The organism is Bacillus sp. UMB0893, from assembly GCF_002858905.1.
GTDB lineage: Bacteria > Bacillota > Bacilli > Bacillales > Bacillaceae > Bacillus_P.
The window spans coordinates 476,243-498,132 of record NZ_PKLB01000001.1 but is presented as its reverse complement, the minus strand read 5'-3'; the positions used below and the strand labels follow the sequence as shown (position 1 = coordinate 498,132).

Here is a 21,890-nt window from a genome sequence, read left to right as displayed (position 1 = left end):
ACATATTATTTTCATTTTTCTATATTTTCTGTTAGATTATCTGACAAGAATACACTTATCTCTTCTTGAGTGCGGTATACTTGGAAAAAGAATCTAATGTGCGGGGTGGAAAAATGGAGCAACAAGACCACTCATATAAAGACAAAAAGGTCATTTCAATTGGAACAGTCAGCGAGCTGACAGGTTTATCATTAAGACAAATCCGCTATTATGAAGAAAGGCATTTAATTTCACCCCAGCGGACAACACGAGGAACAAGAAAATACTCGTTTTCTGATGTTGAAAGGTTAATGGATATTGCAAACAAGCGTGAAGATGGCGTACAAACGAATGAAATCCTTAAAGAAATGCGGAAAAAAGAGCAGCGCAGCAACCCCGATTATCGCAAGAAAATGCGTGAGGGCCAGATAAATGCTCAATTTCATTTCCGAAATAAAAAATGAGAGGTGCTTTTGCGCCTCTCATTTTTTAACTTCGGAATATACTGGGCTAAAATTGAAAACGATTGACCAGTTTGTTCAGCTTGTCAGATAAGCCTGTCAGATTATCAGCATTGGAGGAGATTCCCTCCATCGACTGACTGGACTGCTCAGCAGAGGCTGCAGTTTGTTCGATTCCGGCTGCTGCCTCCTCAGAAACAGACGCAATGCTAGAGATGGTATCATTCATCACTTCACTGTTTTTCATGATGTTGTTCAAATCAGACTGAATGGTTATGATTCTGTCAGACATTTGTTCAATATGGGCTTTTATTTCTGAAAAACTTTCTCCTGTTTGATGAACAGACTTTGCACCCTTGACAATTTGCTCATATCCCTGATCAAGGTTTTCTGCTACTTCTTCGGTTTCCTTTCTTACATTACCGACAATTTTATTAATATCGACAATGGAGCTGGAAACTTGTTCAGCAAGCTTTCTTACTTCATCTGCCACTACAGCAAACCCTCTGCCATGTTCCCCCGCACGCGCAGCTTCAATTGCTGCATTCAATGCGAGCAGGTTTGTTTGATCCGCGATGCTTTGGATCACATCAACAAGTTTTGAGATTTGACCTGATTGCTCATCAAGGTGCTTGACCTTTGATACCGTATTTTTCATAAGATCATTGATTCGATTCATCTGATTCACTGATTCTCTCATTAAAGAGTGGCCTGTTTGAGATTGCTTCAGCACTTGATTTGAAGCTTCAGCAACAGCCTGTCCATTTTCATTTGCAACATAGATTGATTTCACCAGATCTCCCATTGTTTCAGATAAATCTGAAGCTGAGTTTGCCTGTGTTTCTGCTCCTGATGATAGCTCTTGCATAGTTGACGCAATTTGCTCGCTTCCCTCTTTCAATTCCTTAGAAGATGATTGAAGCTGCTCACTTTGCTGAGACACGGACAGAGCGGCCTGAAAAATATCCTTAACAATTGCATTCAGCTGATGATTCATTTCATTGACTGACTGAACAAGCTGACCGATTTCATCTCCAGATTTAGACAGCAATGGTTCATGATTCAGCTGACCCCCGGAAATCGCTTTCATTCGGCTGACAATGGCAAGTATCGGTTTTGTGATTGCACTTGAAATACGAATGGTTAAGTAAATGCCAATCGCAACAATCACTACAGAAATGACTATACCTAAAATATTGATGAAGCGTCCTTGGCTAATAATTGCATCTCCATCCTTAATGATCGCTTTTTCACGATCGCTTGCAAGAGAATCAAACCCTTCTGTCAGCTCATCTGCCAAGTCTTGAACATCACCGCGCAAGGACTGATTGGCTGTTACGCGCATTCCAGAATCGAAGCTTTTGATCACATCCTCTTCAACGATTTTCTCCCATTCGGCACTTTTGTTCATTAATTCCTTGCTTTTAGAATTATTGCTTTGTGACAGCAGATTTTTCTGCAGCTCCTGACTCTCCTCTGTCAGCTCATAATACTGCTCCTTATATTCATTGTTTCCGTAAATAAAATACGCTCTTATCAACGAAACTCTCTGTGTAATATTGTCCCGCAGCTTACCCTCTGTTAAAAGCGACTGCATGTCATCTTTTACGATCTGCTTCGTTTGGCTGTTTACCATACTAAACCCGATAATATTAAAAGCTGCCATGAAAAGACTAAGACCAATAATCACTGAAAAACTCGCCATCAGCTTTCCTTTTAAAGAAAAATTCCCAAAGTTTATCTTTCTTTTTTTCACTTTTTTAGACCCTTTCATTCAAGGTGCCCCCTCTAAAATAGACTCTTATGTATAAAGCTATAAAATTAGATATTTAGCCTTACACCGGAAAAGCGACTGATGAGAAATAAGGCTCATATTTACTTCATCGGCTATTTTTACAGAATATTAAGGGAAAGCGGAAATTTTAGTTATTAATTGAACTTTGTGTTTAATGGGATAAATCTCATAAATAGAAATATATGTCACTATGGCGCTCTTTGAATACAATCCACGCATTCATCTATCCACTTAGAAAAAAAATTTTTAACTTCGAAAGATAAATCGTGATTTATGAGACTAATTTTCTTATCTCAAATAAATAAAAGCTCAAATCCTACAAAGGATTTGAGCTTTTATTTTTAGGCTTGTTTGCACAAATTGGCGTTTTCAATAGGTATGCTTAAAACAAGTCTATTATTAGGAAATTGTGCTAAAAAAACGATTGAAAGATCCCCTCTAAATTTGATTAAAAATCAATTATGTTCTAAAAAGGAGCTTATTCATTAAACTACTTTCAATTCAACCTCAATGTTTCCTTTTGTTGCTTTAGAATACGGACATACGGTATGTGCTTTTTTAACAAGGTCTTCTGCTCTTTCCATTGATACGTCAGGAATGTGGACTTCAAGGATAACAGATAATCCAAAGCCTGTATCATCCTTCCCGATTGAAACATGTGAAGTAACAGTTGTTTGACCGATTTTCTCTCTTTCCGTTCTGGCTACTAAATTTAATGCACTGTCAAAACAGGCTGCATATCCAGCTGCAAATAATTGCTCAGGGTTTGTTCCTTCTCCTCCTTTTCCTCCTAGAGCTTTAGGCATATCAATAGCAACGTCTAATTCTTTGTCTTTCGTGTGAACTCTTCCTTCTCTTCCGCCTATGGCTGTTGCAGTAGCTGTGTAAAGTTTTTGCATGTCATTATCCCCTTTTTTAGTTTTAGTAAATTTAATTGTGCACAATTTGTTTTTGCAAAACTAATATAGCAAGGTTATAATGGATTTGTCAATAAATAAATGTCAGGAGCAGTAACCAATGCCATCAGAGAAAAATCCTCTTAGCCTTGAACACCAGCTTTGTTTTTCGATTTATGCGTGTTCACGTGAAATGACAAAATTGTACAGACCCATTTTGCAGGAGCTTGAGCTGACATACCCTCAATACTTAGTTATGCTTGTTTTATGGGAGCATGAAAAAATGAGCGTGAAGGATTTAGGCACCGAATTATTCTTGGATTCTGGTACCTTGACCCCTCTCTTAAAGAGGCTTGAAGAAGCTGGATTTGTCGAGCGCATCCGTTCTAAGACAGATGAAAGGAAAGTGGAAATCAGCTTAACAGTTCGCGGTAATAAGTTAAAAGATGAGGCTTTTCGTGTCCCAGAATATATGCTTAAATCCAGCGGTTTATCAGGAGAAGACTTCAGAAGATTAAACGATGAATTCCGAACCCTGCTTAAAAAGCTGACTGCTGCTAAATAAAAGTATATAAACAGTTAAAACAAGGTAAAATACGACGATTTAAGAAAAAAAGCATATAAAAAAGCTTGCATTCGCTATGATACAAGCTTTTTTCCGTTTATTTTTTTCGTTCAACCACTTGATCCACGTAATCTACGATGATTCGATCATCATCTGTTTCTATTACACGAAAAGCGATCGCTTTGCTTTCCTTCTTATTATCCTGGTCATAATAGGCACGGAACACATAAAAGCTTTCTTCCTTTAATTCAAAGTCAGCTAATTCAAGTTTATCTATGTCCCACTTCTTTTTTAGAGAAATCAGTTTTTCTGGGGAATGGTAGGCCCCTTCTAAATAAATATCCCTTATGCCCCTCTCATTTTCTTCAAGTATAGCCTCAAGCATATCTTCTGCCACTACTAATCTCCGGTCCCGTCCCTCGTCTTCGTCTTTACAAGCAGCAAGGGCAAGAATCATGAAGGAAATGAATAAGATTTTATATATGTTTTTCACTGGATATCCCCCCTATAAAACTACTCATTTTTCACATGTCAGCGGATACAGCTTTATCAAAAGGCAAACTTAAACCGGCCCGCAATCGACCGGTTTAGCTTGATATTTTTTTTGAGCTGTCCGGACAATGCGGAACAAATGTGACTTTTTCCCATTGTTCATTCCACTCAATTTTCATTTTTTCACCGACATTAATCTCACAGATTTTTCTAATTTCACTTGGAATTGTAACGGTTCCTTTGCTGCTTAACGTTGTTTCAATTTCAGATGAATTTTCATGATTCATGATCATGTCAATGGTTTTCCCATCGGTTTGAACAACCACCCGTTCACCTGTTTGTATGTTTAGTTTTTTTCGAATGTAGGAAGGAATCATCACTTGTCCATTTGACCAAATCTTTACGAAAAATGGGTCTTTTTTCAAAGATATCACTCCATTCCTTCAAGAGATACATATTATTATATCATGATTAACCGCCAATTCCCCATCATTTGGTTAAATGTGAAAAACAATCAGAGATCCTGATTGCTTTCGGGTTATTCTCTATTTTTAACAGCACTGGTAGATTTTCTTAATACGAGCTCTGTCGGCAAAATATACTCTTTTCCTTCAATTCCCTCATTAAGCGCCTGATAAATAAGGTGTGCTGCAAGTGAGCCAATCTCATAATTGGATTGTTTTACCGTTGTCAGAGGAGGAGAAATATATTGTGTTATTTCTATATCATCAAACCCGATAATCGAAAGGTCTTCCGGGATCTTCAAGCCAGATTCCTTGAATGCCTTAATGGCGCCGACTGCCATTTCGTCATTTGCACAAAAAACAGCTGAAGGCTCGTTGCCCTGCATCATTATGATTTTGGCAGCAGAATATCCGCCCTCCCTTGTATATTGCCCCTGCAGGATCCAGCTTGGATGCAAAGGTAGATTGAAATCTTTCAAAGCCTGTTTATATCCTTCAAAACGCAGCTGATTATCACGATTGTATGAAGGACCGCCAATATAAGCAAGTTTATTGTGACCGAGATCAATCAAATGCTTTGCTGCCTGATATCCTCCAGAAAAATTGTCAACAAGGACATGAATGATTGAATCACTTTCAAGCTTCCGGTCAAGAACAATAATAGGAAAATCATCTCGGACTGATTGAAGGATCAGCTCATCCGGGAGACTTTCCGCCAAAATAATGACGCCGTCCACTCGCCGTTCCTGCAAAAACTTTGAAGCCGTTGTCACATTTCCTCCAATGGAGCTGCACGCTATTAAACCATATTTATGTGTCAGCAGCGTATCCTGAACCCCGCGCATTAATTCAGAATAAAAAGGACCTGAGAGATCCTGAACGATGATTCCGATTGTTTCGGTTTTGCTGCGCTTTAAGTCTCTGGCAATCCCGTTTTTTTGGTAATTTAACGTTTTTGCAGCTTCTAATACACGCTTAGCCGTTTCTGCATTCACTCTTGATTTATTATTTAATGCATAGGATGCTGTTGAAACAGCTACCCCTGCTAATTTTGCAACATCTTTGATCGTGGCCATACAATTCTCCACCTTACTGTAATTGCTTCTTCTTGCCAGAAGAGATAATAGAATGAGGGACTGCTTCGGTGAGTTAATAGTGAGAGGAACATCTTTTTCTACGGGGCTATTCCCATTCAAACCGGTCACTTCCTGACCGATTTGAATGAGTAATAAAACCGTATTTATTATTTTGCACATTTTTCATTTTTATAAGCTTACGCCCACCACATATTCGTCGGCTGTTCTTTAATTAAGACACTCTTTAGATTAGTCACTGCACGCAAGAAGCCTTCTTCAATCGACATGATTGGATCTTCATGCTCAATGCTGACAACATAATCATATCCGTATGTTCTAAGGGCACTGATCATATCGGACCATTCCTGCATGCTGTGTCCGCAGCCGACAGAACGGAAATTCCATGCTCTTGACTGGATTTCACCATATGGCTGCATATCCGTTAAGCCATACATATTGATGTTATCTTGATCAAGGTACGTATCTTTCGCGTGGAAATGATGAATCGCGCCTGCTTTACCAAGAATTTTAATCGCTCCAACAGGATCAATGCCCTGCCACCATAAATGACTTGGATCAAGATTTGCACCGATTGCATCACATGTTTCTTCTCTTAATTTCAATAAAGTATACGGAGTATGAACCAGGAATCCGCCGTGAAGCTCTAAACCGATTTTCACATTTAAGCTCCGGGCAAGCTCGCCAACTTCTTTCCAATATGGAATCAGCTTTTGTTCCCATTGCCATTTTAAAACGTCATTGTATTCATTCGGCCAAGGTGCGACAGGCCAGTTCGGGTATTTTGCACCTTCATGATCGCCGGCTGTTCCTGAAAAACAGTTCACAACAGGTACGTTCATTTCGTTTGCAAGTTTAATTGTGTTTACTAATGTCTCATGTGATTCAGCAGCAAAAGCAGTATCTGGTGAAATCGGGTTGCCATGGCAGCTGAACGCGCTGATTATCAGACCGCGTGACGTCACTTTTTCTAGATACTCATTTTGTTTTTCTTTATTGCCTAATAGTTCTTCCACAGAACAATGTGCATTTCCAGGATAGCAGCCTGTGCCTATTTCAACAGCTTCAACTCCTGATGCTTTTACGTAATCTAACATATCATCCAGATTTTTATCTGAAAATAATACTGTAAATACACCTAATTTCATATCGTAAACATCCTTTCTATGCTTTTAATAATTCATCCATCTTTTTGGAATTTTCAGCCACTGCGTCCATCAATTCGCCGTCAAAATGTTCTTGCTCAACGATAAACCATGGGAGCTCAAGCTCTTTTCCTAAGTTCAGCAATGATTTCATATCAAGCTTACCGGTTCCGATGACCGTACTTTGCTTCTCGCCGTTTACTTCTTTCATATCTTTAATATGGAGTGTTACTACTCTTTCGCGCTGCTCTTTAATTAAAGATAATGGGTCAAGTCCTGCATATGAAACCCAATAACAATCAAGTTCAAATTTTACTAAAGATGCATCTGTTTCACTCAGCAAAACCCCGAAAGGCGTTTGATCGCCAAATGCATGAAATTCAAAATCATGATTGTGATAAGCAAGCTGCATCCCTTCTTGCTTAATGGCAGCTCCCGCTTTATTAAGCTCTTCTGCAATTCGCTTGTAATCATCTAAATCCGTTCTTTGTTCTTCTGTTAAATAAGGCATGATGATCAAGTCATTCCCAATTTCCTGATTATAGGAAATCACTTGTTTCAAGCTATCTCCTGTGATTTGGTCATAAGGTACATGACTCCCCGCGGCCTTCAGACCATACTCTTTCAATGCCTGATTCAGACGGTCTGCAGGTGTATCAAAATAACCTGCAAACTGTACCCCTTCATACCCTAAGTCTGCCACTTTTTTCAAAGTGCCAAAAAAATCCTTTTCGAGCAGCGTTCTGATTGTATAGAGCTGAAGTCCTTTTTTCGTCATGATTCTTCCCCCTTATTAAAGTTGGCTGTGTCCGCATCAATTGTTGTTTTTCGTAATAAGACTCATTTATACAAATTTCCACTAAAAACAATTGAACACAAAGATACGATTGATAGCAGCAATGATTTAGAAAGGATGTTTTCGCATTGATTGTTGTTTTTGGTTATAAATATAACCCGTGGATTTCCGCTGCAGGCACTTGCTTTCCGCGAGGAGGGATGGGAGCCTCTATTTCCCGCAGGAGTCAAGTGCCTTCCGCTACAATCTACTAAAGGTTTTAACCATTTTTTCTAAAAGCAACAAACTTTACGAAAAGAACCTTTAGAAAAGAAACTTAAAGTTTTACGATCGTTTTGCTTTCGTTTGACTCTAATGCACCAAGTACGATTTTCAGCGATTTATAGCCTTCTTCTCCAGATACGGCAGGCTCAGTATTGCCGATGATGCTGTCTACGAATTTATCAATTACTTTTGAAGATGTTTGTCCGCCTTCATCATTTGATTGAATTTTGCCTAATTCATAGTTTACAACTTCACCTGTTTTATATTGTGCTATTAATGAGTACTCTGGATGATCTTCTAAACGAAGAACCCCTTTTTCTCCGTAAATGACTGTTGCATTATCTTCTTTGTTGTATGACCAGCTAGCTGCAAGTGATCCCATTATGCCGCTTTCTGTTCTTAATACGCATACGGCATTGTCATCTACATCTGCTCCTTCTTTAGCAACTGTATCAACAAACGCTGCAACTTCAGTTACTTCTTCGCCAAGAATGTAGCGCATTAAGTCCGCTTTATGAACACCAAGGTCTCCCATTGCTCCGATAAATGCGTCTTCTTTTTTGAAGAACCAGCTGTCGCGTCCGTCAGCACTCCATCCTTCAGGACCGCCGTGGCCAAATGCTGTGCGGAAAGAAAATACTTTTCCGATTTCGCCATTTTTAATAAGTTCTCTAGCTTTTTCATGTGATGGCACGAAACGCTGATTGTGGCCAATCATTAATTTGCGGTTGTTTTCTTTTGCAGCTGCAATCATAGCTTCTGCTTCTTCTTTTGAAGTAGCCATAGGCTTCTCGCAAAGAACGTGCTTCCCTGCATTTAAAGCATCAATCGAGATTGGGGCATGCAGCGCATTAGGAGTACAAACGCTTACAGCATCAATTTCCTCAAGTGCAAGCAAGTCTCTATAGTCTGTAAATGCTTTTGCATGATATTGCTGTGCTGTCAGTTTTACACGGTCCTCGTTTATATCGCATACTGCCACGATTTCTACATGTTTATTGCCTGCATACTCCGGTAAATGTCTATGCTTTGAAATGCTTCCGCAGCCAATTACACCAATTTTTAAAGTTGTCATTCCAAATTCCTCCTGAGGTTATATTTATGAAATCGATTCCTATCGCCTGGAATCTATTCGTTTTTTGCAAAATAAACAGGTTCGCCTGTTTCAGATGATTTATAAATCGCTTCCAAAATTTCAGTTACGATAAGGGCTTGTTCAGGTTTTACGACTGGATCTTTATCCTCAATGATGGCTTCAATCCATAATCTTGCTTCAATATCTGCTTCACTTTCAAGCTTTCCATCAACTACGGATGCACCTGATTCATCTAAATCAACCTTTGTTGTATAAAGCTTTCCGTGGCGCTCACCATTGATGCGAAGACCATTTTCCATATCGGCTCCGCCTTCAGTTCCCATTAACGTACATTTGCTTTCGCCGACACTAACTGTATTTAATGCCCAGCTTGATTCAAGGAAAATCGTTGCTCCATTTTGCATCGTAATATACCCGAATGCAGAATCCTCAACATTAAATTTCTCTGGATCCCAAGGCCCCCATACGTTTGCAGCATTTTCTTTTGTGCCAAGTTTATGAAACGCGTTTCCTACGACCATTTTCGGCTCATAATTATCCATCATCCATAACGTCAGATCGAGTGCATGAGTGCCGATGTCAATTAACGGACCTCCACCCTGCTTCTCTTTATCCAAAAACACTCCCCAGGTTGGAACTGCACGTCTGCGGATCGCATGTGCTTTTGCAAAATAAATCTCGCCGAGCTCGCCTTCTTCGCAGAGCGATTTGAGATGCAGGCTGTCTGCACGGTAACGGTTTTGGTAGGCGACAGATAATTTTTTCCCTGTGCGTTTAGCTGTATCAAGCATTTTTCGCGCTTCAGCTGCAGATGTTGCCATTGGCTTTTCGCACATGACATGTTTTCCTGCCTCAAGTGCAGCAATTGAAATATCTGAATGAGAATCATTCGGCGTACAAACATGAACAACATCTACATCGGGATTTGCTAATAATTCCTTGAAATCTGTATAATGCTCAGCCATCTCAGATCCATATTCCATTTTCGCTTCAATCGCTCTTTCTTCAACAAGATCAAAGAAAGCAACCATTTGAACGTTTTTCAATCGTGCGAGAGCAGGCATATGCTTTGCAGTAGCAATTCCTCCGCACCCAATAATTCCAACTCGAACAATCGTACTCATTGTCCACCTCCGAGTTATTTCCGATTTATTTGAAACGTTTCACATCATTTCGATCATGTATGTAATAATTCCTTTATAAATTTAGAGGGAACTCATGTGAAACGTTTCGACAAACTCATTTTAACATGAAAGCGCTTTTAATTAAATAAAAATTTAAAAATATTACTCTGTAAATTTATTTTTCGTGTATTCTGAAAAAAAATGAAGCTTCTTTAAAACTTTTTCTAAACTTCTAAGTCTAATGAATAGAACGAAAAGGAGGGATCCATTTTGACTGACCCCAAACTTATAGAGAAAGCAATAAAAGGTGATGATGGGGCCTTCCTGCTTTTAATGAAGCAGCATAAGGAACAGCTTTACAGAACAGCATTTCTATACTTAAAAAATGAAGCTGATGCTGTCGAAGCCGTTCAAGAAGTAACTTTCCGTGCATACAGATCCATGAGGAAATTAAAGGAACCCTCCTATTTTTCTACGTATCTTATCCGAATCATGCTGAACTATTGCAACGACCAGGTAAAGAGACAAAAGAAAACGATGATCAATGGTGAGCTTGCGGCATCTGCTTCGAAATCTGATTCCTATGAATATATGGAAATTGAAGAGGCATTAAGCAGGCTTGAGGAAAAGTATCAAAAAGTTATTACGCTGAAATATGTGCACGATTTAAAAATAAAAGAAATTGCAGAATTTATGAAATGCCCGGAAAGCACCGTAAAAACCTGGCTGACAAAGGGATTGTCACTGCTTAGACAGCAGCTTGATGAAAAAGGAGGGAATTCCCATGTCTGACGGCACGGAAAAAAAACTTGCTCTTTTAAAAGAAAAAATGAACTCTGTGGCGATTCCAAATGAATTACTGGATGAAGCTATTTTGAAGGGTTATCAGAAAGCAAAAAAACGAAAAAGAACACCTTCTATCAAATGGGCATCTATTGCTGCAGCTGTTTTCATTTTTACTTTCATTACACTCATCCGTGTTTCACCAGCTTTTGCATCTTATGTCAGTTCAATTCCTGGAATGGAAAAAATGGTCGAGATCATCCGCTTTAATAAAGGGCTGATGTCTGCCGTTGAAAATGGTTTTGCACAGGAAGTGGGCGTGTCAGATGAACATAATGGAATTCAATTAACAATCAATTCAGCCATTGTCGATAGTAAGAAATTGAAACTGTTTTATACCGTTCATAATAAAGCTGATGAAACAAAGATTGAAGTCGAATTCCCGAAATTAAAATCCGGTGATGTGAATTTAAACGAGAATGCTTCTTTAACGTCGGGTCATATTGAGGAAGTTCTCCCAAAAAATAAAAGTTCAGATTGGTCTATGGAGTATGACTTTGCGGAACCAATGAATTACGAAGATTTTCAGCTGGAAATGACGGTAAAATCAACGCATGCCCATTCTAATACAGAGGAAAATACGTTTCAATTCTCGTTTCAGCTTGATCAAGATCCTAAAAAAGTGAAGGTAATTGATATAAATCAAACCGTAACCATTGAAGATCAAAAAGTGACATTCAAAAAAATAGAAATACGGCCACTCTCCGCTTCCCTTCATGTTCAATACGATGCAGGCAATACAATGGAATTATTTGCATTTGAAGATCTTAAGCTTGTTGATGAAAAAGGAGAGCCATGGTCGATTTATCAGAATGGGCTTGTGGGATCTGAGGTCAGTGCTACAGAAGATATCATTTATCTGGAAAGCAGCTATTTCGAAGAGCCGAAGGAGCTATACTTAGAGTTCAGCAAGATACGTGCTATGAAGAAAGCTGATTTAGAAGTGATTGTTGATCCTGAGACAAATACTGTATTAAAAAGTCCTAAAGATGGTGTATTTGGGAAGATTGAAGTGCTGGAGAATGAGGTTGCCTTTACCTATTATGACATGCGGGATAACATGAGTTTTTTAATAAATGGAGTAAAAGATGCAAATGGAGTGGAGTTATCTTCGAGTTCCTCTGCTGAAGACACTGATAGTGATACTGGGGAAAAAAGATTTGCTATCCAGTTTGAACGGGATAAAATAACGAAAGGTCCGCTTTCAATGACGTTTATTGATTATCCAAGAGTGATTGAGAAAAAATCGAAGGTTAAGATTAAATAGAAAAAGGCCCTCTCTACAAGAAAGATCGTTCAGTTTTTGTGGATAAAGTCTTAATAACAGACAAAACACATTACATTTCTCAGGCGAAATCAGATAGGAAACAGTACACAAAAAAGCTCAGGGTGTAAAGACTCTGAGTTTTTTCTTATATTGCAGACTTACTCGATTAAAGACCGGAATTCACAGAAAATCACTTACAGATATTAACAGTTAGTACCCTGTAAAAAAGGGTCAGAATTTCCGATTATAAAAGGAGAAATTAGGCTCTTGATCTTAAATGAACTCATCCGATTATAAGAGAATAGTTATTGGAACCATTTTATATGAGATCAATTTAATGATTTTGAAAAATTCATATTAAATAGGATCTAATTTTTAAATGATAAACCACTTTCTTTCAAAGAAGCTCTAAGTTTAGGCAGAGATGCTGGCCCTATACCATGAAATTGCAAAATCTCTTTTTCACTAAACTTTGATAGATGCTGTACTGTAGTTATTCCATTGTGTTCCAAAGCTCTTCTTGCAGGTGATGAGAGCTGTGAAAGTAATCCGCAGTCGGGTTTACGTTCATGCTCACACGCCGGACAGCTTGGACAATCACTGCTCTTATAGTATTTGTGCCCTTTCTCGCATATCCTTAAAGTTTTTTTTGAGGCTGACATAACCTTTTCCCCTTTCTTAGGATACATAATAGGTATCTCTATATTGTATAATTTTCAAATGAGTTAAAAAAGCATTTGCAAGTCTTCAACATGCAAAGAGCGATTACAAATTGCAGCAATCACCCTTTGATTGACGAGTAACACTTATACTTCTTCTTGATATCCAATTAAACAGATTGGCATTCCCTTTACCGGCGGACTAAACACTTTACTATTTTCGATTTTATTGCCGTATCTCCTTCAAAATTAAACTCAATCGGAATTACAAAAAAATGAAATTGCTATTTTTTCTTTTTTGCTAAATAACCCAGCCCTAAATAAATAATACCAATACATAAGATGAAAATCTCATTCTTAAATCCCAGCGACCCAAACGAAATCAAAAAGGCTGCTAAAAAACCAATACCGAGCATTATACAAAATCCAATATAAAAATGACTCAAAACTTTTCTTTTTAGCTTGAATGCTCCAATCGAAGTGATAAGACCAATTACAAGAAAAATTATTAGGATTATTATAGGCGAACTGTCGACAGCATTTCCTGTATTCCATGCTTTTGACAAACCTTTTCCTATTAATGACAATATACCAAATCCTATTCCTGCAAAGATGGCCAATATGCCCACGATAATACCTAATATCTTTGTATACATATATTCTTTCATTCAAGCACCTCGTAAATTCTACTAGTACATTTTCTTTACTTAATAATGTTTTGTTGTTTTAATGTTTCAATTGCAATAGTTTTAGCTTCAGTTCCGCTTCCATTTATATTCACTGCAAAGAGCCATGTACCCTTTTTTGTCTCAACAAAACCTATATACCAGCCCAGTCCAAAATCGGAAAGTCTTGTCCCTGTTTTCCCGTGCAGGGTATAGATATCCTGATCGTCCTGAATCATTATCCTCTTCACTGTTTTTTGATGTTTCTCTTCAAATGGCAGCTTTTCCTTTACGAGTTTTTCCAAAAAGTCCACTTGTTCAACAGCTGATATCTTCAGGGAACTGTCCAGCCAAAATGAATCAATTCCCCCTGATATGTCCTGATTGCCATATTTCATTCTATTCATGTAATCTCGCATTCTTGTATCTCCGACATCTCTTGCCATATCCTGATAAAACCATATGGCGGATTCTCTCATCGCAGAAGCCAGTGAGTGGTCGCGGTTCCAGGTTTCGAATTGCCTTACGACACCATCCCACCGCTTTACCTCGTACTCATCTCCCACTGCTTTTGTTTGCAGACCAATTAACGCATTCGGTACTTTGAAAGTCGATTCTGCAGTAAATCTTTTCGTGCTCCTTACTTTGTTATACACATACGTCTTATCAGTTTTTAGATTTTCAAGCACCATCGTGCCCTCTTTTCCGTTAAAAAGCTCTTGAATCTTCAGTTCTTCTGGTTTCTGCTGAGCTCCTGACACTCCTGCTCCCGAAAATACCAATATGAATGAAAAGAATAGAAGTACTACCGCTCTAATCATCTTGATCTCCTCCTTGTTTAATAGGAATATCTCATGATGTAATACTCGCTTTTGATACCTTATACTATAAGCAACAGAATAGATCACGAAAAGCTTCGTTTTTCACGACTGTACCCATACAGATTAGAAGGAGAGAACGTCCTATGCTGACGAAATATGGAGAGATCATAAAGGAAATCGAAACGAGAATAGGAGATGGACGCCTTTTACCGGGCGAAAGACTTCCATCTGTCCGAACCCTTTCAAAAGAACTTCATTGCAGCATTAATTCCATTATTAAAGCTTATGCAGAGCTGGAGAAAGAACACAGAGTGTACGCTGTGCCAAAAAGCGGCTATTTTCTTGTTGGGAGCACGCCTGCACATCACAAAAATCGATCTGATCTGATCGATTTTGCATCTGCCGGCCCCGACCGAAGCAAAATGCCATATCGTGATTATCAGCATTGTATGAATCAGGCTATTGAGCTTTATAAAGAAGAAATGTTTCAGTACTCCGATCCGCTTGGTTTATTCACACTTCGACAGCAGCTTTCTAAGCAGCTTCAGAATCTTCAAGTGTTTGCACCTCCAGAAAGAATTGCTGTGGTATCAGGGTCACAACAGGCGCTTGATCTCCTTGTCTCTCTCCCCTTTCCAAACGGAAAAGAAGAAATTTGCGTAGAACAGCCCACGCATTTTAGTTTTATTGAATCGCTTACGTCCAGAGGCATAAAGGCTGTTGGACTTGAAATGACGGATCGCGGGATCAACCTTGAGCAGCTGGAAGAGAATTTCCGAGATAGATGCATTAAATTTTTTTACACTGTCTCGAGGTTTCAAAATCCGACCGGTTACAGCTATTCCAATCAAGAGAAAAAGAGAATCGTTGAGCTGGCCCAGAAATATGACGTGTACATCATTGAAGATGATTATATGGGGGACCTGGATACACGAAGAAAGGCAGATCCGATGTTTGCCTATGATCCTTCTGGCAGAATTATCTATACGAAAAGCTTTTCCAAGGTTCTTCTTCCAGGGTTAAGGCTCGGAGCTGCCGTTTTGCCTGATGCGATGATCCCTGACTTCACAAAAGCCAAATTTGCAGCTGATGTTCATACGCCAGTTCTTACCCAGGGAGCTCTGGAAATCTATTTAGAAAGCGGTATGTACAACGCACACATTCATAAGTTGAGAAAACAATATAAAAAAAAGGGGATTATTCTAAAGCGGGCTTATCTGGATTACCTTCCCCAAGGTACCTCTTTTACTGGAGGAGAGTCTGGTTTCTACTCAACGATTAAACTGCCAGGACGAATGAAAGCTTCGCACCTTGCACAGCATCTTAAGAAAAAGAATGTGCTTGTACAGGATGCTACGAATATGTACCTCCCTCCTTATCGGGAGGAAAATCGAATTCGGCTCAGTGTGTCACAGGTAGAAGATCATCAAATCAATATTGGTGTTAAGAAGATTGGCGGGGGGATAGATGAACTTATTGTAAGAAGAGGCAATGATGGATAAATAAAACGTCACTGTTTACTATTTTTGTCACATCAGCTAAAAAACGGGCGTAATCCTTGTAAATGGATTGCGCCCGGTTGTTGAAGAATGAAGAGCTTTTGAATTAAATTTATCGGTAATTGTCATGGATGGGTTGAAACAAATCTTCTTGAGCAGTCCCAACAACGGAAAAATGGTCAACATTGTAGTGGCCATGCAAAATTTTATTATGATGATTTACAATTTGTTCAGCGGTCAGTACATCATAATCAGTTGTAGAATGTCCGTCACCAACTAAAGTTACATCCTTTTCATACAAATTTTACTCTATTTTCCTCTTTTATCATTCCACAATCTTACACTTTTTTTGAGTAAGGACATGAATAACCTTTAAATTTCCAAAGTGCGATAGCAGGCATTGTAAACCTATTAAAAGCATGCTGATTTTTCAGTAGTAAATACAATAAAAAATCGAGTATAAAACCTTTGGATTTCATACTCGATTCACTAAGCTATTTCTGTTATTTCTCCACGTTCTAGATCTACTTTTCTAAAAGAACGTGCGATTGACATTAATTCCGGCGCAGCTTAGCAAGCAAACGCAGGATTTCAAGATAAAGCCAAACAAGTGTAACCAGCAATGCAAAACCTGCATACCATTCCATATGCTTTGGAAGGCCTGCTCTTGATCCATTTTCAATGAAGTCAAAATCAAGGACAAGATTCAGTGCTGCAACAATAACGATGGCAACAGAGATTAAGATTCCGATTGGAGACGAATCGTGCAAAAACGGAATATTGACTCCAAAGAACCCAAGCACAAATGATAATAAATACATGATAAAAATTCCGCCTGTTGCTGCTATAACTCCTAATCGGAAATTACGTGTAACATTGATTAACCGTGTACGGTAGGCAACTAGCAAAGCCAAGAAAACACTTGCGGTAATTAATACAGCCTGCATAACAATTCCTTCATACAGGGAAGCATAATATGCTGAAATGCCCCCAACGAACATGCCTTCTAGCACAGCATAAACTGGTGCCAATACCGGAGCTGTTCTTGGTACGAAGCTGACAATCAGAGCGACGATCAATCCTCCAATGGCTCCTCCGATCATGATTGCCGATACATCTTGACCCTGTGAACTGTAGTACCACGTTGCCCCTGCAGCAGTAATTAATATAAACAGCAATAAAAACGATTTATTGATAGCTCCCATCAGCGTCATCGGTTTGCTGGAATATGCTCCTTCACGCTTAGTAAAAGCTTTTAAAGCTGGATTAGATGTTCTCATCCTAAGATCTTCCTTTCTTTTGTGTATAAATGTATTACGTACGAGGAAACGAAAAGTTTCATCGGTGAAGTATTTTGCTTGTATAAGTATATCGCATTCATGACAAGTTATGAGCATCTTCTTCTCTATTTTGATTTTCAAGAAATGAAGAATAAGATATTATAATCTTTTTATTATTTAATCTTATTTTATTAAATCTATATATTAAATAGCTGATCATTTTGTACTCTGCACTTGATCATTTTGATCATTTTGCCTGATCATTTTGTACTCTGCACTTGATCATTTTGATCATTTCGTCTGATCATTTTGTACTCTGAAACTGATCATTTTGATCTTTACTTCTGATCATTTTGTATGCTGGACCGATCCAATGATTTGCTGAAACTGATCCTTCTATTCTCTTCATTTAACCTATTAGATCGAAATTAAAACAAACCTTCTCCCCTTTCTCATTTCCGGCAGAGGCAGAATTGTTTCTTCCTTCCAAAATAGACTTTCTCATAGAATGATACAAGAAATATCATCCGGTAGTAGCATTGTAACTTTTGCATTTATTTTGCACTTTTTTAATACTTATTTTGCGTGAATAGAAAAAAGGATCATACATATTAGTTCTGCTAATATGTATGATCCTTTTATATTTATTCCACAAACGCGCCCGATTGTTGAATACTAGCAGCGTGAGAAATGTATTGACGAGGCGACTGAGTTATGGTAAATATGGAAAACCTTTTACAACAGATAAAATCATTGAAGTGACAAATAAGATAAACAGACTCAATTTACGTAATATTCCACTCAAACAAAATGTTACCGTTGAAATGATTCAGGAATACGTAAATAAATTAATAAAATGGTGTGCATCTCAAAAAAGCGAACACTGTCTCTGTTCGCTTTTTTTAAAATTATTTAGCCATTTTTACTTCTTCCATTAAGTTTCTGACGAAATTATCATCATTTACAAGCCATGCTGAATATTTTCTTTTTAAGAACTTTTCTGCTTCTTCAAAACTTGGGTGGGTCTGTTCCGTTATTGTTTTATTTTTTTCAATCCCCCATTCCCCATTTTCTAAAGGATATATAAGATAGATCTCGTCACTTATGTTTTTATACATGGTACCAAAAGTGGATTCTTTTACATTATATCGATTTCTTTTCGCATCTTCTGGTAACGGTTCAAGATGATAGGTATCAATTACGAATTGCTTGTAGGCATCTTCTGTTAAGGTGCAGCCGGATGCTTTTGCATGTCCCCCGCCACCGAATTGTGCAGCAACATCAGACACATCAATATGATCGTGGATTGTTCGAAAACCCATTCGTTTGCCGCCAATATTTAATATGGCTATATAATCTAGGTGCGGGTTTTCTTTACCGAGTTCATTCCCGAGTTCTGAGTGATACGATTCCGCATAAACCACACCCGCAAAAAGTCCCCCAACCTCTGTTTGAACGAGCTCCCTTCTTTTCCTGCGAATATATCTGTCAATTTTATTTTCTTCCATATCAAGGATTTTTGTTTCAAATTCATCAAAGTAGAAATGATCACTCGTTTGCAGCCGGGAAATCATTTTTTCTTCAAATTGATCTATTGAGAGAAGAAAAAATAATGCATTCAGTCGCTGTGCATGGTGGTTTTCATTTTTCTCCCACTCCCACGTATCGTATTGTCTTACGAGTTCAACAAATTCCGCTGTTGCGTCTGATGGCTCCATTAGTTGATGAGATATGAGGTATTCATATAATAAGGAAGTAGCTGAAGTTAACTTCCCTTCCTCACCCTCCACCACAACATGCCCCCACTTATAATCATTATAACGGAGAGCCGTTTTATGGTGATCAATCAACTTAACCTTTCCCCCTGCTTGAAAAAATTCTTCCAGTCTTTTTTCATTTTCTTCACTTACGGACAAATCTGTAATAAATAAGAAAGTATCCTTACCCTCATTTTCTAAGAACCATTCCACTTCACGATTAAGACCTGAAATAGAATTGTAGCGTACTTTGACCTGCTCGCCAAAAGAAAGTTTTGCTAAAATACCGCAGCCAACTCCATCGAGATCATTATGAGATAACAGTTTATACATATTCTTCACCTCAAAAGATAGTATAGGTTTAACTATTGATTAACATGTAAATAAAAAAAGCTGACTCAAGGTCCTCCCTTCAAGTCAGCTTTAATGGTTGGATGCCGCGCCAGCCGCTTACATCGCATTGGCCATATTCATTATCACCCACAGCAACCACCGTGCCGTCCGATTTAAGACCGACGGTATGGGCACAACCTGCCGCAATCGCCACAATATCGCGCCAATCACTTACATTACATTGGCCAAACTCATTCCACCCCACAGCCGCCACAGTACCGTCCGATTTAAGGCTGATGGTATGATTACTACCCACCGCTATCGCCACAATACCTCGCCAGCCGCTTACATCACATTGGCCATATTTATTATCACCCACAGCCGTCACCGTACCGTCCGATTTAAGACCGATTGTATGAAGATAACCCGCCGCGACCGCCACTATATCATGCCAGCCGCTTACATTGCATTGGCGATGCCGATTATTACCCACAGCCGTCACCATGCCGTCCAATTTAAGACCGATGGTATGCCAGTCACCCGCCGCGACCGCCACTATATCATGCCAGCCGCTTACATTGCATTCACCTTCATTATTTCGGCCCACTGCTACCACCGTGCCATCCGATTTAAGCCCAATGGTACGACGCCAACCAGCCGCAACCGCTACAATATCGCGCCAGTCGTTTACATCGCATTGGTCATGCTTATTCCAACCCACAGCCGCCACAGTACTGTCAGATTTAAGACCGATTGAATGAGCATTACCCGTGTTCGTCGCCATATGAACATTACCAGCCGCGACCGCCACTATATCGCGCCAGCCGCCTACATCACATTGGCCATATTTATTATCACCCACAGCCGTCACCGTACCGTCCGATTTAAGCCCAACGGTATGACGACGACCCGCCGCTATGGTATCTTTAGGCCACCGTTTCACCTTTAACACCGCTTGTTTCGGTGTAATGTAATCCATGTTTTACCTCCTTGAATATAAGCAACCCTGCAGTTATCTGACAAGTATATGTAACTTTACGGTTGCTCGTCAAATGTAAGCAACTGTATGGTTGTGTGATAAAGGAACCCTATCTAACTGTCATTTAGTTTATTCCATTATCTGGCCCAATTGTGGAAGACCAAAGAGTAACAAACACCTTATCAGATAAATTCTTAAAACGGATTCTCTGGTTCATCTTTTTTATAAACGGTGAATCTTATTTTTAAATCCACATTATATTCACCAAGAAAATTGATATGCTCCTATCCTAACAAATTTTATTTTGGACTTATATGTATGCCTTCACTCTCTCGCCAATCTGCGTAGAATATTCGCTTTACATTATCATATCCGTTAGTAGTTAATTGGTTATCTAACCACTGTTGATCAAATCCGAGTTCATGTACATTATCCCATAAAATTTCCCCATCTAGAATTAACGATGTTGGGAGGTATACTGGACTTTCTGGAAGATTGAAATCTTGCTTGTCTGGTTTTTGATACTTCGATTTTAATAATATACTTATTTGCCCATTAGTTTCCAATATACCGTATTTGACTTCGCGAACTGAAAAAACATTATTTTGTCGAAGTATACTCAAAACTTGATTTACATCCAATTTGTTCTTTTTAAGTAACTTTTGATCCATGACACCATTCCGAATGATGATGTTGGGATCGCCTAATAAGAGAGAACGTGTCGATTTATTTTTTAGAGTCATAAACTCTATCCCCAACATGAGAAGCGTCCACAATCCGATGGCATATAAAAAGTGAAAAGTCCTTACCTTATCTTCATAAATGGTATTTCCTAAAAAATCTCCAAGTACTAATACAAAAACTAAGTGAAACGGGGTTAACTCAGAGATGGATGTTCTGCCTGTTATGATAATAATAAAAAATAAGGTGACAAAACCTACTATGACTTTGATGGTCAGTAAACCAATATTAACTTCTTCCAAAGTTTTTTCCTCCAATTTAAATTTTACTTAGTTGTAAGATCTTGAAGTTTAGATAAAGAGGCTAGTTTTAGTATTAAAGCTCGAGTTCCAATTTCAACGATTATGTAATATATGAATGAATAACTGTATCTCCACTCAAAATAATAAACAAGTTCGACCCACTCGAAAAAAGGTTCACCAATAAAGGCGTATGTGAGTGCCATAGTGATTTGTGCGATTATAAAAAATTTCCATGTACTAAAATATTGATATAACAACATGTAAGCTACAGGTATCATTGAAAAATCAAAGGGAAAAGCCCTGGGAATAATAGGTAGGAATGCAATTGGATAATCCCAAAACCTATAGTGTAAGCCAACTACATTTAATAAGGTTGTTGTTATGATAATTATGGTACCAAACAACAAAATTTCTAAAATAATGTCTCGTTTAACGAGTGTAGACCATATAATCCAAAGCACAACTAAAAAACCAACTAATATCCACCATTCCCAAGTTAAAAATTCATTCTTTAGCTAATTATTTAATTCTAAAAGGTACAGTTTATCCTCTAATAAACGTATTTCCTTAAAATTTTCAAATATATTATCTATTGTTATCATCCCTTATATTTAAATTTAAAAAGTAACTGAT

The 21,890-nt window shown here is 38.4% G+C and carries 23 protein-coding genes and 2 pseudogenes; 6 read left to right on the top strand and 19 right to left on the bottom strand.

Going from position 1 to position 21,890, the window contains the following annotated elements; genetic code table 11:
* Window positions 1-113 precede the first annotated feature (113 nt).
* Window positions 114-443 carry a MerR family transcriptional regulator gene (locus CYJ36_RS02540; RefSeq protein ID WP_101564478.1) on the top strand — a complete coding sequence of 110 codons (330 nt, stop codon included), beginning with the start codon at window positions 114-116 and terminating at the stop codon, window positions 441-443.
* Between the two features lie 46 nt (window positions 444-489).
* Here CYJ36_RS02540 and CYJ36_RS24730 read toward each other — a convergent pair whose 3' ends face one another.
* The 3 genes and pseudogenes from CYJ36_RS24730 to CYJ36_RS02530 all read right to left on the bottom strand — a co-directional run bounded on the left by CYJ36_RS24730 (window position 490) and on the right by CYJ36_RS02530 (window position 3,134).
* The gene (locus CYJ36_RS24730) at window positions 490-1,308 is read right to left on the bottom strand and encodes a methyl-accepting chemotaxis protein (protein ID WP_374702777.1); all 819 of its coding nucleotides are present in this window, start codon (window positions 1,306-1,308) and stop codon (window positions 490-492) included.
* 126 nt (window positions 1,309-1,434) lie between these two features.
* A pseudogene (locus CYJ36_RS24725) lies at window positions 1,435-1,785 on the bottom strand (HAMP domain-containing protein); the annotation flags it as partial.
* 935 nt (window positions 1,786-2,720) lie between these two features.
* Entirely contained in the window at window positions 2,721-3,134 is a 414-nt protein-coding gene (locus tag CYJ36_RS02530) for an organic hydroperoxide resistance protein (protein ID WP_101564474.1), read from the bottom strand.
* Between the two features lie 118 nt (window positions 3,135-3,252).
* Here CYJ36_RS02530 and CYJ36_RS02525 point away from each other — a divergent pair, with 118 nt between their 5' ends.
* Window positions 3,253-3,696, top strand: coding sequence for a MarR family winged helix-turn-helix transcriptional regulator (locus CYJ36_RS02525; RefSeq protein WP_101564472.1), 444 nt, complete (start codon window positions 3,253-3,255; stop codon window positions 3,694-3,696).
* Between the two features lie 97 nt (window positions 3,697-3,793).
* Here the strand turns inward: CYJ36_RS02525 and CYJ36_RS02520 are convergent, their stop codons facing one another.
* From CYJ36_RS02520 to CYJ36_RS02490, 7 genes are all read right to left on the bottom strand, one after another.
* Window positions 3,794-4,189, bottom strand: coding sequence for a hypothetical protein (locus tag CYJ36_RS02520; protein ID WP_101564469.1), 396 nt, complete (start codon window positions 4,187-4,189; stop codon window positions 3,794-3,796).
* Window positions 4,190-4,283: 94 nt separating this feature from the next.
* On the bottom strand, window positions 4,284-4,613 hold the full coding sequence (locus CYJ36_RS02515; RefSeq protein ID WP_101564467.1) for an AbrB/MazE/SpoVT family DNA-binding domain-containing protein: 330 nt from the start codon (window positions 4,611-4,613) through the stop codon (window positions 4,284-4,286).
* Window positions 4,614-4,726: 113 nt separating this feature from the next.
* Window positions 4,727-5,908 (bottom strand): LacI family DNA-binding transcriptional regulator, encoded by a 1,182-nt coding sequence (locus tag CYJ36_RS02510; protein WP_308315256.1) that lies wholly within the window; start codon window positions 5,906-5,908, stop codon window positions 4,727-4,729.
* Window positions 5,909-5,925: 17 nt separating this feature from the next.
* Entirely contained in the window at window positions 5,926-6,894 is a 969-nt protein-coding gene (locus CYJ36_RS02505; RefSeq protein WP_101564463.1) for a sugar phosphate isomerase/epimerase family protein, read from the bottom strand.
* A gap of 16 nt (window positions 6,895-6,910) precedes the next feature.
* Window positions 6,911-7,669, bottom strand: a complete 759-nt coding sequence (locus CYJ36_RS02500) for a sugar phosphate isomerase/epimerase family protein (RefSeq protein WP_101564461.1) — start codon at window positions 7,667-7,669, stop codon at window positions 6,911-6,913.
* Between the two features lie 334 nt (window positions 7,670-8,003).
* Window positions 8,004-9,026: a Gfo/Idh/MocA family protein gene (locus CYJ36_RS02495; protein WP_101564459.1), complete on the bottom strand. Its 1,023-nt coding sequence runs from the start codon at window positions 9,024-9,026 to the stop codon at window positions 8,004-8,006.
* A 53-nt stretch (window positions 9,027-9,079) separates the two neighbouring features.
* A complete protein-coding gene (locus CYJ36_RS02490; RefSeq protein WP_101564457.1) occupies window positions 9,080-10,171 on the bottom strand; it encodes a Gfo/Idh/MocA family protein in 1,092 nt (363 codons plus the stop codon).
* A 270-nt stretch (window positions 10,172-10,441) separates the two neighbouring features.
* On the opposite strand from CYJ36_RS02490, the gene CYJ36_RS02485 reads away from it, so the two are divergent.
* Both CYJ36_RS02485 and CYJ36_RS02480 read left to right on the top strand, forming a co-directional pair.
* A complete protein-coding gene (locus CYJ36_RS02485; protein WP_101564455.1) occupies window positions 10,442-10,963 on the top strand; it encodes a sigma-70 family RNA polymerase sigma factor in 522 nt (173 codons plus the stop codon).
* On the top strand, window positions 10,956-12,281 hold the full coding sequence (locus CYJ36_RS02480; protein WP_180850021.1) for a DUF4179 domain-containing protein: 1,326 nt from the start codon (window positions 10,956-10,958) through the stop codon (window positions 12,279-12,281). The genes CYJ36_RS02485 and CYJ36_RS02480 overlap by 8 nt, the downstream gene beginning before the upstream one ends.
* 368 nt (window positions 12,282-12,649) lie before the next feature.
* On the opposite strand, the gene CYJ36_RS02475 is transcribed toward CYJ36_RS02480, so the two are convergent.
* The 3 genes from CYJ36_RS02475 to blaOXA all read right to left on the bottom strand — a co-directional run bounded on the left by CYJ36_RS02475 (window position 12,650) and on the right by blaOXA (window position 14,426).
* Entirely contained in the window at window positions 12,650-12,943 is a 294-nt protein-coding gene (locus tag CYJ36_RS02475; protein ID WP_101564452.1) for an RNA polymerase alpha subunit C-terminal domain-containing protein, read from the bottom strand.
* A gap of 281 nt (window positions 12,944-13,224) precedes the next feature.
* The gene (locus tag CYJ36_RS02470) at window positions 13,225-13,608 is read right to left on the bottom strand and encodes a hypothetical protein (RefSeq protein ID WP_101564450.1); all 384 of its coding nucleotides are present in this window, start codon (window positions 13,606-13,608) and stop codon (window positions 13,225-13,227) included.
* A gap of 35 nt (window positions 13,609-13,643) precedes the next feature.
* On the bottom strand, window positions 13,644-14,426 hold the full coding sequence (gene blaOXA / locus CYJ36_RS02465) for a class D beta-lactamase (RefSeq protein ID WP_101564448.1): 783 nt from the start codon (window positions 14,424-14,426) through the stop codon (window positions 13,644-13,646).
* Between the two features lie 143 nt (window positions 14,427-14,569).
* On the opposite strand from blaOXA, the gene CYJ36_RS02460 reads away from it, so the two are divergent.
* On the top strand, window positions 14,570-15,928 hold the full coding sequence (locus CYJ36_RS02460; protein ID WP_101564446.1) for an aminotransferase-like domain-containing protein: 1,359 nt from the start codon (window positions 14,570-14,572) through the stop codon (window positions 15,926-15,928).
* Between the two features lie 109 nt (window positions 15,929-16,037).
* Here CYJ36_RS02460 and CYJ36_RS24225 read toward each other — a convergent pair.
* Window positions 16,038-16,214, bottom strand: a pseudogene (locus tag CYJ36_RS24225) (cysteine hydrolase); the annotation flags it as partial.
* A gap of 265 nt (window positions 16,215-16,479) precedes the next feature.
* Window positions 16,480-17,205, bottom strand: coding sequence for a Bax inhibitor-1/YccA family protein (locus CYJ36_RS02450; protein ID WP_101564444.1), 726 nt, complete (start codon window positions 17,203-17,205; stop codon window positions 16,480-16,482).
* A gap of 629 nt (window positions 17,206-17,834) precedes the next feature.
* On the opposite strand from CYJ36_RS02450, the gene CYJ36_RS24720 reads away from it, so the two are divergent.
* The gene (locus tag CYJ36_RS24720) at window positions 17,835-18,143 is read left to right on the top strand and encodes a DUF2533 family protein (RefSeq protein WP_142382667.1); all 309 of its coding nucleotides are present in this window, start codon (window positions 17,835-17,837) and stop codon (window positions 18,141-18,143) included.
* Here CYJ36_RS24720 and CYJ36_RS02445 read toward each other — a convergent pair.
* The 4 genes from CYJ36_RS02445 to CYJ36_RS24615 form a co-directional block, all read right to left on the bottom strand.
* The gene (locus tag CYJ36_RS02445) at window positions 18,114-19,295 is read right to left on the bottom strand and encodes a DHH family phosphoesterase (RefSeq protein ID WP_101564442.1); all 1,182 of its coding nucleotides are present in this window, start codon (window positions 19,293-19,295) and stop codon (window positions 18,114-18,116) included. The genes CYJ36_RS24720 and CYJ36_RS02445 overlap by 30 nt on opposite strands.
* Before the next feature lie 79 nt (window positions 19,296-19,374).
* On the bottom strand, window positions 19,375-20,274 hold the full coding sequence (locus CYJ36_RS02440; protein WP_101564440.1) for an RCC1 domain-containing protein: 900 nt from the start codon (window positions 20,272-20,274) through the stop codon (window positions 19,375-19,377).
* A 299-nt stretch (window positions 20,275-20,573) separates the two neighbouring features.
* Window positions 20,574-21,257 carry a DUF421 domain-containing protein gene (locus CYJ36_RS02435; RefSeq protein WP_101564438.1) on the bottom strand — a complete coding sequence of 228 codons (684 nt, stop codon included), beginning with the start codon at window positions 21,255-21,257 and terminating at the stop codon, window positions 20,574-20,576.
* A gap of 23 nt (window positions 21,258-21,280) precedes the next feature.
* Entirely contained in the window at window positions 21,281-21,718 is a 438-nt protein-coding gene (locus tag CYJ36_RS24615; protein WP_308315255.1) for a CBO0543 family protein, read from the bottom strand.
* Between the last annotated feature and the right edge of the window lie 172 nt (window positions 21,719-21,890).

Coding starts and splice junctions, on each gene's coding strand:
- CYJ36_RS02470 (WP_101564450.1), bottom strand. CDS start 13,608: ATGAAAGAATATATGTATACAAAGATATTAGGTATTATCGTGGGCATA.
- CYJ36_RS02505 (WP_101564463.1), bottom strand. CDS start 6,894: ATGAAATTAGGTGTATTTACAGTATTATTTTCAGATAAAAATCTGGAT.
- CYJ36_RS02480 (WP_180850021.1), top strand. CDS start 10,956: ATGTCTGACGGCACGGAAAAAAAACTTGCTCTTTTAAAAGAAAAAATG.
- CYJ36_RS02445 (WP_101564442.1), bottom strand. CDS start 19,295: ATGTATAAACTGTTATCTCATAATGATCTCGATGGAGTTGGCTGCGGT.
- CYJ36_RS02460 (WP_101564446.1), top strand. CDS start 14,570: ATGCTGACGAAATATGGAGAGATCATAAAGGAAATCGAAACGAGAATA.
- CYJ36_RS02495 (WP_101564459.1), bottom strand. CDS start 9,026: ATGACAACTTTAAAAATTGGTGTAATTGGCTGCGGAAGCATTTCAAAG.
- CYJ36_RS02525 (WP_101564472.1), top strand. CDS start 3,253: ATGCCATCAGAGAAAAATCCTCTTAGCCTTGAACACCAGCTTTGTTTT.
- CYJ36_RS02440 (WP_101564440.1), bottom strand. CDS start 20,274: ATGGATTACATTACACCGAAACAAGCGGTGTTAAAGGTGAAACGGTGG.
- CYJ36_RS02510 (WP_308315256.1), bottom strand. CDS start 5,908: ATGTGCAAAATAATAAATACGGTTTTATTACTCATTCAAATCGGTCAG.
- CYJ36_RS24730 (WP_374702777.1), bottom strand. CDS start 1,308: ATGCAAGAGCTATCATCAGGAGCAGAAACACAGGCAAACTCAGCTTCA.
- CYJ36_RS02500 (WP_101564461.1), bottom strand. CDS start 7,669: ATGACGAAAAAAGGACTTCAGCTCTATACAATCAGAACGCTGCTCGAA.
- CYJ36_RS02530 (WP_101564474.1), bottom strand. CDS start 3,134: ATGCAAAAACTTTACACAGCTACTGCAACAGCCATAGGCGGAAGAGAA.
- CYJ36_RS24720 (WP_142382667.1), top strand. CDS start 17,835: ATGATCCTTTTATATTTATTCCACAAACGCGCCCGATTGTTGAATACT.
- CYJ36_RS02450 (WP_101564444.1), bottom strand. CDS start 17,205: ATGAGAACATCTAATCCAGCTTTAAAAGCTTTTACTAAGCGTGAAGGA.
- CYJ36_RS02475 (WP_101564452.1), bottom strand. CDS start 12,943: ATGTCAGCCTCAAAAAAAACTTTAAGGATATGCGAGAAAGGGCACAAA.
- CYJ36_RS02540 (WP_101564478.1), top strand. CDS start 114: ATGGAGCAACAAGACCACTCATATAAAGACAAAAAGGTCATTTCAATT.
- blaOXA (WP_101564448.1), bottom strand. CDS start 14,426: ATGATTAGAGCGGTAGTACTTCTATTCTTTTCATTCATATTGGTATTT.
- CYJ36_RS02490 (WP_101564457.1), bottom strand. CDS start 10,171: ATGAGTACGATTGTTCGAGTTGGAATTATTGGGTGCGGAGGAATTGCT.